A 13,545-nucleotide genomic window follows, 5' to 3' on the forward strand; every position below is an offset into this window, starting at 1 on the left:
ATTCCTCCTTGTTAATCGGAAAATTTAATTCTCTCTTCTAAAAGCGCCATCGCCTGATCGATTTCCTGTTTCGTTGTGTATCTGCCAAGACTGAACCGTATGGCTCCACGCCCGATTCGTTCGCTTATCTTCATCGCTCTTAACACCGGGGATATCGTCGTTTTGCCGGAGTGGCAGGTAGACCCCGTAGAAGCGGCAATCTCGGGGAGCAGCTTCAATATTTCACTGCCATCCATCCCAATGAAGCTTACGTTTAACGTATTCGGCAAACCGTTCTCCGGATGACCGTTCAGTTGGATGTTATTTCCGTAACAGGAAAACAGACGTTCCCAAAAATAATCCCTTAATTCTCGGATTTTTTTCGAATCCGGTTATTGCGATGCCAATTCAGCCGCTTTCCCCAGAGCGACGATATACGGCACATTTTCCGTTCCCGCCCGCATGCCGAACTCCTGGCCTCCTCCATGAATATAAGGTTCAAACGGCGTTTTCTTTCGAACAAACAAGGCACCGATTCCCTTCGGGGCGTACAGCTTATGGCCGGCAATCGACAGCAAATCAACGCCGAGTTTGTTTACTTTTACGGGAATTTTGCCGACCGATTGCGCGGCATCGGTATGAAATACAATATGATGCTTTTTCGCAATTTCGGATATTTCTTCAATGGGCTGAATGGTGCCAACCTCGTTATTTGCATGCATGACGGAAATCAGAATCGTCCTGTCATTGATCGCCTGTTCAATATCATCCGGCGATACCCTTCCCCTTGCATCGACTTTTACATAAAAAGCGCATGGGTTCAGTACTGACGGATGCTCAACCATTGTCGTGATGATGTGATTGCCACGTTCCCGAAGTGCGTAATAAACACCTTTCAAGGCATGATTATTCGATTCGCTGCCACCACTTGTAAAAATCACTTCATCCGGGTAACAACCCAATAACGAAGCCACCCTGCTTCTCGCCAGATCAATCGCTTCCTTGACTGAATGTGCCGCCCAATGATCGGATGATGGATTACCATAGAATTCTTGAAAATATGGTTGCATTTCTTGCAACACTTCCGGAGCGATGGGCGTGCTCGCGTTATAATCCAGATAAATCTTGTTTAATGCCGCTGTTTGTTGTACTGCCGCCACTCGTGAACACCTTCTTCCAGCCGGTAGGCGATAAACCCCTCATTCCGCAGCCTCTGGGCGGCTTGTGCCGCATAAACGCAGTACGGTCCACGGCAATATGCTGCGATTTCAATATCCCGGGGAAGGGATTGAAGATGCTGATCGAGTTCATCAATGGGCACCGAGATCGCACCCTCAATATGCCCGGCTTCGAATTCTTCCCTCGGTCGGACATCCAGCAGGACGATGGTCCCTGACTCCAGTTTATCGAGCAGTTCATCCATAGTGAGAGTCTGCAAATGATCGAAGTGATTTAAAAATTCATCCTTAATGCGCTTCACATCCGCCAGTTGATTTTCGCATATGCGCCAAAAGGACAATAAGAAGTCGGAAACGGAAGGATCCGCCAACTCATAAATGACGTATGTCCCTTTCTTGCTGTATTTGACTAACCGGGCATCGTTCAGCACCTGGAGATGCCGCGAAACGTTGGCAAAACTCATATTCGTGCTTTCCACAAGCTTTTCAACCGATTTCGGTCCCTGAGACAGCAAACTCAATAACTCAAGACGTTTCTCACTGGCCAGACATTTTCCGATTCTGGCAAATTGCTGATACAGCTCATCTTTGAAAGCTCTGGCCGAGATGCAAGATATTGCCATGTCCTCCTCTCCCCCATTATTCAATTATTTAATTGAATAATAAAATAATGGACGGTGAGCGTCAAGCAAAAAATCCATGCATCCCATTTGCAAGATACGATTCTCATCAACTTTTCAACCCAACAAAAAAGGCTCTCTTATGAAAACAAGAGAACCTGTAAGGGATTGCAAGTTGGGAAGGGATGTGCAAACATGCGCTGTCTTTTCAAAAACCGAATAACTGATTGTCTTTTAGAAGTCCGGTGATTTAAGTCAGTTGTATCCGTCTCTTCGGCATGAAAAAAGAGGAAAACAACCCAACCAACGCCGAAATGAGCAGGTCCGACACCGCCTCCATCATCACGGATTTCGGTTTTGGACATGCCGAAATACCGGTTTGGGGTCGTTTCTTCTTAAACCGGCATAGTTTTTTCAGATTTTGAACGATTGCCGTGAGCAGTGCCTGCTCCTGCATGCAATCCAGGCCGCGGCTCCGCGCGCGACCCAGGCCATGCGCGACTTTGCTTTCGGCAAACACATGCTCGCACCGCGTCCGTAACTTTTGCAGATGACGGTAAGAACCCTTGAGCTGAATTTGTTTGGCTTTGTTGCGGATTTGGATTTCTCGGATTTTGGCCAGACGCTTGCGTTGTTTCTTCGGATCGTTCGTTTGGCGTTTCCAAGTCGGTACATCTTCCAGTGCCAGGTTGCGAAGCGAAACCAGAGGAATAATCCCTTGCTCGAACAGCGCTTGCAGATAATCTGTCGTACCGTAGGCTTTATCGGCAGAAAGCGTGCGAATCCGGATTTGCGGATGGGCAAAACGGATCGCGGCCAGCTGTTGCAAGCTCGTCTCGCGTTCAGCCGTTCCGGACGCGATGCTCGCTTGCGTAGACAGAATGACGCCGGATTTGACATCCGTCACATGATGCACCAAATACCGCAAATGCGCTTCCTGACCGTTGCTCTTTTTGTACAAGCGAGCATCCGGGTCCGTCACGCTGCGGTAGGTCTTGTTCGAGAACGTTTTGCCATGAAAATCTTCATGTGTCGCTTCGTCTTCCAGACGCCGTTCTGTTCGCGTGGGCGGTGCGGGCGGCCGTCTGTCATCATCGGAATCAGCGGCGTCACCTTCGGGTTGCTCGTCTTGCCGGGCCATGCGAGCCAGGTAGTCTTCAATCGACTCCACAGGTGCCAGAGTGATTTCTTTCAAGCTGTGGATAGAAGCGTTGGCGCGTACTTGGGAACCGTCGACTCCCGCATCTACATCGGGTTGGACCAGTCCGGCGGCGATGCACTGATCGACGACATGTTTCATGAGCGTGTCGAAAATACCGTGTTTTCGCCACAATTTCCGGGTCTTCACCAAGGTCGTCCGATCCGGCAGGGACGGCCTGGATGGATCCGGACGCAAGACGGATTCGAAATCCAGTCCGCAAAACCACAAGTAGCCCCCATGCATGGGCAACAGTTGATACAATTCCCGTTCGGAATGGTTGAACAAATACGAAAGCAGCATGAGTCGAACCATCCGCTCCGGGTCAGCCGCCGGGCGTCCGGTACGTTCCGTATACAGCGGCGCCACCCAATCATGGACGATGGAAAAATCAAGCGCTTCGTTCAGTTGGCGCAAGATGTGCTTTTTCGGTACGAGTTCATCCATATCCACAAATTGGAACATCTGAGGCTGGATAGCCGATGACTTATAGGCTTTCATGTTCAATCACTCTTTCGATCATCGTGTTACGATATAAATTCGACAAACCCGTGATAAAGGCCTGCTTACGCGGACTTTTTCACCGGACTTCTAGATCCATTGACAATATTCATCCATCCACGTGCCGGAATAATTATCAAGTAAAGTAGTTGCATTATGCAATTATTGTATTGTAAGATTGTTTTAGGTGATGCAAATGAATCAGTTAGCTCAATACGTGAATGTCAGGGAGACTTTTCAGATATTAGTGAGGCGTTTTGGGGTTTTACAAAAAGATGGGGCACAATGCTGTGGCATCTCTGTTGTGCAAAGCCATATCCTGTATGAGCTCCAGAAGAGGCCCAACATCTCCTTAAACGAGTTGGCTGACCTCCTGTCCATTGATACCAGTACCCTTAGCCGCCAAGTTCATCAGCTCGTCGAAATGGAGTTGGTAAACCGATTGCCCGACCCAAACGACAGGCGATATGTTGTTCTTTCCTTGACGCCGAAGGGAGTAGAACAACATAAAGAAATTGCGACCTACATGGAAACCTATTTTGCGAATCTCTTTACCCACATTCCCAAAGAGAAGCATGCTCAGGTTCTGGAAAGCCTGCAAATGATAAACGAAGCGATGAGGCAAAGTGCAGATTGTTGTACCCCTCCTCTATAACCATAGAGGAGTTTATTACCATAAGTAGTTGCAAATTTCAATTATTTAAAAGGGAGACTGATGCCAAATGAAATTACCTGTAGCCATTATTGGGGGAGGGCCTGTCGGTTTAGCTGCTGCAGCACAATTACAAGCAAGAGGCGAGTCATTTATTCTCTTGGAGTCAGGAAGCCAAATCGGAGCCAGCATTCTGGAGTGGGGACATGTGCGAATGTTTTCACCCTGGGAATACAACATGGATAAAACAGCAGTTTCGCTACTCGCCAAATACGATTGGAATGCACCGCAGCTAGAAGCCATCCCGACAGGCAAGGAACTGGTAGAGATGTACTTGCAGCCGCTTGCGGCACTTCCGGAAATCTCACCGTACATTCGTGTAAATAGCAAAGTCGTATCGGTTGGCAGAAAAAACATCGATAAGATGAAAACAAAGGGAAGAGACCAGCTTCCTTTCGTGATTCGCTATGAACAAAACGGCGAGATGAATACCGTGGAAGCAAGGGCTATAATCGATGCGTCTGGAACCTGGAAACATCCCAATCCGATAGGGTCGGGTGGTATTTTCGCAAAGGGGGAAGAATCGGCTTCCCAGCGTATTACTTACGGCATTCCTGATGTTTATGGGAATCAACGCCAGCGATATGCAGGAAAAAGGGTTCTCGTCGTAGGAAGTGGCCATTCGGCTATCAATACGATTCTTGATTTACATCGTCTCAAGGAAGAGGTACCTTCTACAGATATTGTCTGGGTGTTACGGAAAATAAGCGTCCAGGAGACGTATGGCGGAGGCAACGAGGATCAATTACCAGCTCGGGGTGCATTAGGAACTGCGATACAACACCTGGTAGAAGGCGGACTCCTTACTGTCTATACACCTTTTCAGATTGAGGAAATCTCCAATGAAGGAAACGCGCTTCTGGTTGCAGGAACACTAGCCGGTCAACCGTTCAATATCGGAGGCATTGATGAAATAATTGCAAATACCGGCTCTCGCCCTGATCTTGATTTTTTGCGGGAGATTCGTTATCAGGTTGATCCATCTATTGAATGTGTTCCGGCATTGGCAGACTTGATCGATCCCAATATCCATAGCTGCGGCACAGTCCGCCCCCATGGTGAAGCCGAGCTTCGGCAGCCTGAGAAGGATTTTTATATCGTGGGTATGAAGAGTTATGGACGTGCTCCTACTTTCTTGCTGGCTACAGGCTATGAACAAGTGAGATCTGTAGTTGCGGCGCTTGTCGGTGATTGGGAAGCAGCTAGGAGGGTAGAGCTCCATCTGCCAGAAACAGGGGTGTGCAGCTCGAATCCTTTAACAGTTGGATTTGAAGCAGTATCTTCTTGTTGTGCACCATTACCTCAGGTACCCCGCAATTGTTGCGGTTAAAGGGGAGGATATTGGAGGCATAAGAAAATTAGATAGGGGCTGCTGAACGGTTTTCAAACTTCAAAAATGTTTCCAAAAGCAGGAATTCTATAGGAAAGAAGACGGTTTAACCAGGAGACAAAAAAATCCCGCAGCCTACGCTCGAGGTTCATCACCAGGAGCTGAAGCGCGATGACGGTTTCACTTGTTTTCGCAAGGCATGCTCGAATACGGCCAAGCCCATACCTGCGCTTGCCCTCACCAAATTTGCCTTCTATGGCGTTGCGTTTTCGTGCATCTTGTCTTGCGACTCGCCGTTGTTCTGTCGCTTCTTCGCCTTGTACGGGACGGCCAAGCGCCGGACCGCTCAAACGAATGCCATGCGCTTTGCAAAATGCCCTGTTTTGCCGGGTGCGATAGATTTGATCGGCAAGTACCGCCTTCGGGTAACAACCAAAGCGTCTCTTGTATGCTTCTACAGATTCGATCAGCGTCACCCCTTCGTTGAAGCTGTCCCATGATAGACGCTCCAGAAAAGCATAACCGTTCACCATGCTGACCGATACTTTGGCGCCAAACTCTACTCGCGCTTTCGCTTTGCCGCGTACGACCGGGCGGACGTGCGGTTGGTGGATGCTCACGATTCGATCTTCGATCTGATGCGTTTTGCGTTCAAACATCATGCGTTGCTGTCGATACAGTTCCTGAATCACAAGCAAGTCGCGATATTGTTTCCGGCTCAAAAGTGTCAGCGGCTGCCGTGAGGCCATGTTGCGGATAATTTGAAGGTTACGTGCTACATACCGGAGTTGCTTGCCGATCGCTCGACGAATCACCTTGCCGTTTGCACGACGCTGTTTGGCCACGGCCAGGTACTCCTTTCGAGCTTTATCCCGATAAGTCCGTGGTTTGCGGGAACGACCAATCTGTGGAGCATGTAACGTATCGATGATCTCCTCCAGTTTCTCACGCGCCTCGTTCAGCAAGTTCAAATCGGTTGGGTACGCCACATCCGCCGGGGCACATGTGGCATCCAGCAACAAGACACCCTGGTTCGGATCTTCCTCGGATGTTGAGTGACGCTTGGTCGTACGTTTACCTTTGGATTTTGTACCTGATTTTGGTTCATCGTCACGGTCGGAATCTGGAATTGATTTAGCGGCCTCAACCGCGATGATCTCGTTGATTTCACGGAGAACCGGTTCGCCTAAACGTTTGCGAAAATGCGTCATGAGCGACGGGTGGAACGGTGGATGATCCTGATAGCCTTCCAGCCCGATGAAGTATTGCAGATACGGGTTTTCGACAATCTGCTGGACCGTTTCCCGGTCCGACAGTTGCAAACGTTCCTGAATGATGAGTGCCCCGAGAGCGACACGGATGGAAACGGCCTTTTGTCCACGAAACGATATGCGGAAGGACTTGGCATACTTTTTCTCTGCATGTGCCCACGGTACCAACCGAGCCAACTTGACCCAGCGATTTTCTTTACTCAACTTGCCGCCAAATGGCAAGAAAAAATCATCAGGGAGAAGCAGTTGATTTTCACGATGAGAGAGAAATTCGTACATTCAGATCCGCTCCATGTGCAAGGAATTTGAAGAAAAATCGTCGATTTCCTTGCACATGATTTCGATGAAAGCGAGGCAAAACCCTTGTGGTTACAGTATTTTTTATCTGTTCAGCAGCCCCTAAGTAAAGGGAAAGGAAATGCGATGAGAAGTCTGAGAGTTATACAGGGAGTTCGGGCAAAAAGAAAGGTCTGCCTCTTTCAAGGCAGACCCTTTCTACAAACTTCGATTGATTACAGGCACCGATCCCTTATTTGAGTTGCTTAGTTCAAAGTGATTGTAACTGTTTTATCAGCTGCAGCTGCGTCAGCGGTAAATGTTACATCAGCACCAGATGCTGCGATTGTGTAGCCAGCTACACCTGCACCGCTATTCAGAGCATTGAATGCATTTGCAATTGCTGTTGCTACTTGAGCTGCAGTCTCTGTACCTGCAAGGGTTACAGTTGCAGTTTCAGATATTGTACCATCACCAAAGGCAAGGGCAATGTCACCTGTACTAGATGCTCCGGCACTTACAGCCAACTTATTAACTTCCGCTGTACCTGGTGTAGGAGCTACACCTGCAGTTACTTGGGTAGCTGTCCCTGCAACACCAGTACCGGATCCATCAGCGATCTTCCAAGCAGCAGTTACTTTTTGCAGAGTCTTACCGAAGTTGCCGTTTGCATCGTGGCCATCGAAGCCTGCAGCTGTTTCAACGTCAACGGTAGCAGTTGTGCTGGTCAGTGCATTAGTCAAATCGATTACAGCAGTGTTTCCGGAGAACGTAGCGGAATCAAGAGCAACTTTAGTTCCGTTCACATATACGTTCAGGTCATTCTTATCCAGAACAGCTGGGGAAGTTGCGGAAACTGCTTCAGAGAATGTTACCTTAACAGCTTCAAGACCAGTTACTTCAGCCTTAGCGATGTAAGGTTTCACGTTCTCAGCGAACTTGATCAGCTTGCTGTACGCTTTAACGTCTTTACCGTTTTTGTCTTTAATGTTGTTAATTGCGAGAACGTAGCTGCCATCGTACTTAATAGCATCATCGTTCAGAGTCAAACGAACAGTTTGTTTGTCGCCGTAGAATTCAGCAGATTTGAAGACGCGTTGTCCTTCAACAGAGTAGTTGGTAACGTCTTTAGCGCTATCGCCAACTTCCGCAGAGAACTTCACGATTACTTGATCAACAGTTTCACCAGAAGTGTCACCGTTGATTGGGTTAGAACCAGATGGTTCAGTAGCAGCCAGAACTTGAGTTTGTGCGCTTGCTGTACCTACAGCAAAGTCAAGAGCAGTAGCAACGTTGCTATCTGCGTATGCATCGGTTACTGCCCCTGCTGGAAGAGTTACGGAGTAAGAACCAGCACTCAAGCCTGTTGTATCGATAGCAAGTTCATCATTAGCAAGTCCGCTTACACCGCCAACACCTGCTTGAATTTTGAATGCAGAAGCAGCAATCGTAGTATCGAAAGTAATACCATCAGCTACACGCTTAGCCGCTACAGCAGAGGAGATAGATTTAGATGCAATCGGGTTAGCAAACTTGAACACAATGTAGTTGGTACCCGCGATATTTTTCACAACTCCGGTTGTAGTTGTAAATGTAGGAGCTGCATCTTGGAAATCAACATATTTGGTGAAGCTGGAATCTGTTTTTGGATTAGGATTTCCAGCAACGTCTTGGAAGTTCTTAACCGTTACTTTGTGCAGTCCTTTAGACTGAGCGCTACCAAGCTCAACGACAAACTCAGTGTCGTTGGAATCAGCTACAGGAGTAACAGATGTAGGAGTTACGTTCGTGTCGTCAATTGCAACGTTGAAGTATACACCTGCACCTTGATCCTTAATCTTCTCGTTAAATTTAACTTTGAAGAAGGTACGGTTTACTGCAGTAATGCTATCAACGAGTGGATCAACAGTATCAGCTACAGGCTTGATGATTGTTTCATATGGGTTTGGAGAAATTGCATTTCCAGCGAAGTCTACGATTTGGCTGTTAACAACCAATTTGTATTCTTTTTTGCTGTCCAAACCAGATACATCTACTGTGAAAGAAGTTTTAGTAGTGTTGTTTGCAGTCTTAGTAACGGTAACTGGTGTAAGTCCATCGTAAACCGTAACTGCGGTATTCAGGTTAGAAAGATCTACTGGCTCAGTGAATTCCACTTTGAAAGTATTAGTGTCTACAAAGCTAGTAGCTTTTACTTCTGGACGTACGGAGTCAGACAAGGAGATTACTTGAGAGAATTCTTCGATTTCATCTCCGTCAGTATTCAGTACATCGTGCACATGTACAGTGTAATTTGTTGCCAATTTAGTGAGCGCTGTAGCAGAGTTCAAAGTAAGACGTACAGTCACTCCATCTGCTTGCAATTTTGCTCCTGCAATAGTCAGTGCGCTGCCGCCAACCTTAGTGATGCTGTAGTTATTTGTAAAATCTTCAGCAGTAGATTTATCTACAGCAGTCCCGAACTTAACATCTACAGTAGTGCTGTTAATAGCACAACCCTAACCTGGATTTTTTCATACTTTTCCAATCGGAAAACTCATTATTTATATGACAGTTTCCCAACATGTTTCTCATCCTGTAGTTGATCTATATATAATGGAAGAAACGAGTTGCAATAAGTAGGTGGATCACTAAAAAAAGAAAACAGGAAATCAACAGTTGTGATTCCCTGTGAAAGCCCTAGCGTAGCGTCAATTGTGTCAGGAGCGACAACGCTTTTTTCTCAACCTTGCTTCTTGTGACACTACGTTAGGCATGAGGATCGGGCAGCGAATGCGTTTCTTGGGTTAGCCCTCCTGCACATTCGGCAGGAGGTCAAACTTTCGGACAAACGCCGGGATCGTGATCGCTTGCTCTTGCGGGTACATGGACGCCTTCTTGATTCTCTCCATCCGAAGCGTCGTCTCCGCGTCGAAATATCGTTCCCCGCATTGATCGCACACCTCGGTGGGTACGTCCTCGATGATGATTTTTTTGCCCATCCAATCACGTTCGACCGTGACAAGCTTTTGTTCCAGATCTCCTTCGCACATGAAGCAATGTTTCAAAATCGGTTCCTCCTGTCGAAACAAGATCACTTCCCTTCAAACAGCGATTTCAACGCCTGTCTTGAGGATTTCGCCGACAATCCCTTCCTTCATGGCATATTCTTTCTCGGTAAAAGCAATCGGTTCCAAATCAACGTGGTAGTCCATCGCGTGCATCAACAAGAATTTGATGCCCTCGACCCGATCCATCTGCTCGAAATAATCGGAGAAGATGGCCAGATCAACGTCACTTCCCTCGTCGAACGTACCTTTGGCATACGAACCAAACAGGACAGCCTTTTTTACGGGAATCAACTGACTAATGTTGCGAACATACTCCTCCACTACCCGTTTCACTTCCGCAGGGATTGCAGCCATCGAAATACCTCCTCCGTCTTTCCCATGACTTGACGTGCTTTTTCTTCCTTCACGGACATGGACAACTTTTCACGATACGATGGATACCGCTCCGATATATAGTACGCCACCAACTCGGCAAAAAACGGTTTGTATGTCGCTTTTTTCTCCACAAACGTGGCATCGTTCGCTTTTTGTTGAAAAGATTCATACTCGGCCAAGGCACTCAGAACAAGCCATATGTTGTGGGTACGTGGCGGTTCCTCCCCTGTATAAAGGACATACAAACCCTTGACTAACTTCTCGATGGCCTGCTGGCACATAAACACGACGTACAGGTATCGACCTGATTGGAGCATGGCCCGAGCCGTTGCTAAGTCATACTCCGCTATATCTTCCCAGTATTCATATTTTTCATTGTTATTCACTTTCGTCACCTCTCCTTCTATTATGGTCGAAAGAATGACAAGCTACACCATCAGGCCATCGCGTTAAGATCCGATTGAATTCATACTTATCTTCATTATATACGAATGAAAACAAATCTCCATGAAATAGGAAAAGCCCTTTCTGGAGCTCTAAGCATCCAAAATGGGCTGCCCTTTGTTTATTTTCTCCTTCGTTTCTTTTTCTCCAGGTTCAGAATAGGACAAACACAACCAACAGGCTGATGGCAAATCTGTTGCCACCAGCCCGTAAACAAGCTATTTTTTAGACAACCAGTTGTTGAAGGCCTTTTCCATGTCGGAGTAGCTGCCAAACTCTTTCAAGAATGCTTTTTCCCACTTTGGTTCTTTGCTCATCAGGACGTTCTGCACTTTTGTTTTCCCGTACGTTTCGTAAAGGAAAAACGCCAGCACCGCTCCATCTTCGTAGGTGCCTTGTACGGTTATCCCACTGGACGAGAATTTGATACGATTTCGGTCGTCCTTTACGCGCTGAGTCAAAATTCTGATCGTTTCAGGATCGTTTCCATAATGATACCCATAGTATTCTTCCATTCCCTGCACGAACCACTCGGGAGCGGAATATAGGTTAGACCACCCTTTTTTCTTCTCTCCGACTGCTTTCCTCAGCGGGATGGAAAGGTACTCGTGGATCGTCGTAACCTTAAAGTATAGGTCGTCGTATTCTTTTCCGACATTGGTGCAGCAACGCACATAATGTGCCTTTTTGCCCAAGAGGTGAATCTCGAAGGAGCCGTCGTTCAGGCCATAAAGCGACCACAAACCCACATCGGCCTTGTCATCAGGCTTGTCATGAATGACGATGGTCACTGGCTTAGGCTGCTTCAGCCATCTTTCAACGTCTACGAGGTTACCGAATTCCTCTTTCGCCGCTTTAACGCTCTCCTCCATGTACTTGTACATGTTATTCGCTTCGTCTTTGTACCCTTTGGGGTACGTTACAGTGAAGTATTCATGCGTTAGTGGGGTGTTATCCTGATCCCCGCTACCACCGCCGTTTTCAAGCTCACGGATTCGTTCGCGGAGCCTCTCAATTTCCGCTTCCAGGGAACGAATTTGGCTCTTTAATTGTTCGTTTTCCTTTCTCAACCTGTCGATCTCCGTTTGATCGCCACCTCCCGTTTCCTCAGAAGCAAACTTCACCTTTACGGTCTTGCTGGATGTGGACGTGCCTGTCGTGAACTTGATTTCCATCTTACCGAGAAAGTTTCCGTTCTTGTCCTTGATTTGATCAACTTTCAAGGTGAACTCCGCTTTCTTTGCCAGAGGCTTTTTCGGCTTAACCGTAATGTACTTTTTGGTTGAGTAGGTCACCGTAATGCTTTGGGCATTCCCATCCTTGTCAGTGATGGTGATGTTGTTGGTCGTGACGGTGGATTTGTCCAGATCCTTATCAAAGGTCACCTGCCAAGTGGTTTTGGTGGAAAGGTTCGTGTACTCCTGGCTGGCCTGTACGTAGACCGCCTTTTCAGCCTGTACGGTAGCAGGTACAGCAACCAGAGCGGTACTGACCGCCACACAACCCGCGAGAATTAGGGAGTAAACCTTGCCTAGAAAATGAGTACGAATTCTTTTCATTGTTGATAGCAACCTCCTTCAATTGACAAAATTCTACATTTTTCAATAATTTTCCTTCAAAAAAGAAAAATCTGGAGAAGAACTTTTGTCGTTCTTCTCCAGACCGTGTTTATGAACTCTTTAGAAGGGTTTCCACTTCTCTCTCATACCCGTACTTTCGGAAAAACTCGATCAGAGCGACCTCGAAGATTTCGCGTTGGCTGATGTTCTTCTCAAGACTGTACTCCACTACCAGATCGCGCAGGGTGTTCATCATGTGGACGGACTTGACCGTCGCGATCCCCGGCACGATGTAGCGGGGCACCTTCGCCACTCCCGCTCCGGGGAGGAATGCGTCGATCAACTTGTCTTTGTTTCGTTCCAGCAGCTCCAGGAGGGGCAAAAACCGCTCCAACTGCCCTCCGATGCCTCCGCGACGCGCTGCCTTCGTCTGACTGCCTTGCTCTTGCTCGGCCTCCAATTGGCCACCATCAAAAGTGCTTTCAAGTGCCTCCACTTCCAACTCCTCCTCTTGTACCACTTCACCGAGCATTTTGACGTACGTTCCTTTTTCGGACGACCATTCGTACCCTCTCGCCTTCATGTAGGTGGCAAGCTCCCGGTGATCCTGGAAGCCAAGCTGCTTGGCAACGGTTCTCGCGTCCGCACCTTCTTTCTCAAACAGGGCGAGCACGCGAGCCACTTTGGTCGAAGGAACGAGGGACAGCTCGACTTGTTCCCGGTCAACACGGCTGTACAGAGGTACGTAGGTTCCCTTCCTGCCGTCCCACGTGAAATTTCGGCGACGCATGTACATGTCGAGCGACTTGTAGGTTTTGTGACCAAACTCCTTCGCCAGCTCTTCTCTGGACTTGCCCTCCGCAAATCCCTGCAGGATCTCTTTCACTCGCTCGTCGTAGATCGGTTTTTTTGTCAATTGGCATGGCCATTGTTCAACACTCCTTTTTTCTGCGTTATTGTTAATGCTTTGCAAAATCTTTGCGCCCTCTCGAGCTACAAAAGATTGCTTTTTCTCCTGATTGCGTTTCATTGGGCCGAATCCCCCGAAAGCA

The 13,545-nt window shown here is 47.7% G+C and carries 11 protein-coding genes and 1 pseudogene; 2 read left to right on the forward strand and 10 right to left on the reverse strand.

Annotated elements, in window-relative coordinates:
• Nucleotides 1-11 precede the first annotated feature (11 nt).
• The 3 genes and pseudogenes from JD108_RS20390 to JD108_RS20400 form a co-directional block, all read right to left on the reverse strand.
• Nucleotides 12-1,049, reverse strand: a pseudogene (locus JD108_RS20390) (cysteine desulfurase family protein).
• 59 nt (nucleotides 1,050-1,108) lie between these two features.
• Entirely contained in the window at nucleotides 1,109-1,780 is a 672-nt protein-coding gene (locus JD108_RS20395) for an ArsR/SmtB family transcription factor (RefSeq protein ID WP_198827744.1), read from the reverse strand.
• A 247-nt stretch (nucleotides 1,781-2,027) separates the two neighbouring features.
• The gene (locus JD108_RS20400) at nucleotides 2,028-3,476 is read right to left on the reverse strand and encodes a transposase (RefSeq protein WP_198827745.1); all 1,449 of its coding nucleotides are present in this window, start codon (nucleotides 3,474-3,476) and stop codon (nucleotides 2,028-2,030) included.
• Nucleotides 3,477-3,672: 196 nt separating this feature from the next.
• Between JD108_RS20400 and JD108_RS20405 the strand changes: the two genes are divergently transcribed.
• A complete protein-coding gene (locus tag JD108_RS20405) occupies nucleotides 3,673-4,131 on the forward strand; it encodes a MarR family winged helix-turn-helix transcriptional regulator (RefSeq protein ID WP_198827746.1) in 459 nt (152 codons plus the stop codon).
• 67 nt (nucleotides 4,132-4,198) lie between these two features.
• On the forward strand, nucleotides 4,199-5,518 hold the full coding sequence (locus tag JD108_RS20410; protein WP_198827747.1) for an NAD(P)-binding domain-containing protein: 1,320 nt from the start codon (nucleotides 4,199-4,201) through the stop codon (nucleotides 5,516-5,518).
• Between the two features lie 53 nt (nucleotides 5,519-5,571).
• On the opposite strand, the gene JD108_RS20415 is transcribed toward JD108_RS20410, so the two are convergent.
• The 7 genes from JD108_RS20415 to JD108_RS20445 all read right to left on the reverse strand — a co-directional run bounded on the left by JD108_RS20415 (nucleotide 5,572) and on the right by JD108_RS20445 (nucleotide 13,523).
• Nucleotides 5,572-7,068, reverse strand: coding sequence for an IS5 family transposase (locus JD108_RS20415; RefSeq protein ID WP_198826818.1), 1,497 nt, complete (start codon nucleotides 7,066-7,068; stop codon nucleotides 5,572-5,574).
• 263 nt (nucleotides 7,069-7,331) lie between these two features.
• Nucleotides 7,332-9,428 (reverse strand): Ig-like domain-containing protein, encoded by a 2,097-nt coding sequence (locus JD108_RS20420; RefSeq protein WP_198827748.1) that lies wholly within the window; start codon nucleotides 9,426-9,428, stop codon nucleotides 7,332-7,334.
• 423 nt (nucleotides 9,429-9,851) lie between these two features.
• Nucleotides 9,852-10,112, reverse strand: coding sequence for a type II toxin-antitoxin system MqsA family antitoxin (locus JD108_RS20425; RefSeq protein ID WP_198827749.1), 261 nt, complete (start codon nucleotides 10,110-10,112; stop codon nucleotides 9,852-9,854).
• 36 nt (nucleotides 10,113-10,148) lie between these two features.
• The gene (locus JD108_RS20430; RefSeq protein ID WP_198827750.1) at nucleotides 10,149-10,469 is read right to left on the reverse strand and encodes a nucleotidyltransferase family protein; all 321 of its coding nucleotides are present in this window, start codon (nucleotides 10,467-10,469) and stop codon (nucleotides 10,149-10,151) included.
• Complete coding sequence (locus tag JD108_RS20435) at nucleotides 10,445-10,876, reverse strand: HEPN domain-containing protein (protein WP_198827751.1); 432 nt, start codon at nucleotides 10,874-10,876, stop codon at nucleotides 10,445-10,447. The genes JD108_RS20430 and JD108_RS20435 overlap by 25 nt, the downstream gene beginning before the upstream one ends.
• 276 nt (nucleotides 10,877-11,152) lie before the next feature.
• On the reverse strand, nucleotides 11,153-12,493 hold the full coding sequence (locus JD108_RS20440) for an Ig-like domain-containing protein (protein ID WP_198827752.1): 1,341 nt from the start codon (nucleotides 12,491-12,493) through the stop codon (nucleotides 11,153-11,155).
• Nucleotides 12,494-12,602: 109 nt separating this feature from the next.
• A complete protein-coding gene (locus JD108_RS20445) occupies nucleotides 12,603-13,523 on the reverse strand; it encodes a hypothetical protein (RefSeq protein WP_228728232.1) in 921 nt (306 codons plus the stop codon).
• Nucleotides 13,524-13,545: the final 22 nt, after the last annotated feature.

Source organism: Brevibacillus composti, assembly GCF_016406105.1.
Classification (GTDB): Bacteria; Bacillota; Bacilli; order Brevibacillales; family Brevibacillaceae; genus Brevibacillus; species Brevibacillus composti.

Bases quoted from the DNA above. Each gene is read 5' to 3' on its own strand.
- JD108_RS20415 (WP_198826818.1), bottom strand. From the start codon at position 7,068: ATGTACGAATTTCTCTCTCATCGTGAAAATCAACTGCTTCTCCCTGAT.
- JD108_RS20405 (WP_198827746.1), top strand. From the start codon at position 3,673: ATGAATCAGTTAGCTCAATACGTGAATGTCAGGGAGACTTTTCAGATA.
- JD108_RS20430 (WP_198827750.1), bottom strand. From the start codon at position 10,469: ATGGCTGCAATCCCTGCGGAAGTGAAACGGGTAGTGGAGGAGTATGTT.
- JD108_RS20410 (WP_198827747.1), top strand. From the start codon at position 4,199: ATGAAATTACCTGTAGCCATTATTGGGGGAGGGCCTGTCGGTTTAGCT.
- JD108_RS20440 (WP_198827752.1), bottom strand. From the start codon at position 12,493: ATGAAAAGAATTCGTACTCATTTTCTAGGCAAGGTTTACTCCCTAATT.
- JD108_RS20395 (WP_198827744.1), bottom strand. From the start codon at position 1,780: ATGGCAATATCTTGCATCTCGGCCAGAGCTTTCAAAGATGAGCTGTAT.
- JD108_RS20445 (WP_228728232.1), bottom strand. From the start codon at position 13,523: ATGAAACGCAATCAGGAGAAAAAGCAATCTTTTGTAGCTCGAGAGGGC.
- JD108_RS20400 (WP_198827745.1), bottom strand. From the start codon at position 3,476: ATGAAAGCCTATAAGTCATCGGCTATCCAGCCTCAGATGTTCCAATTT.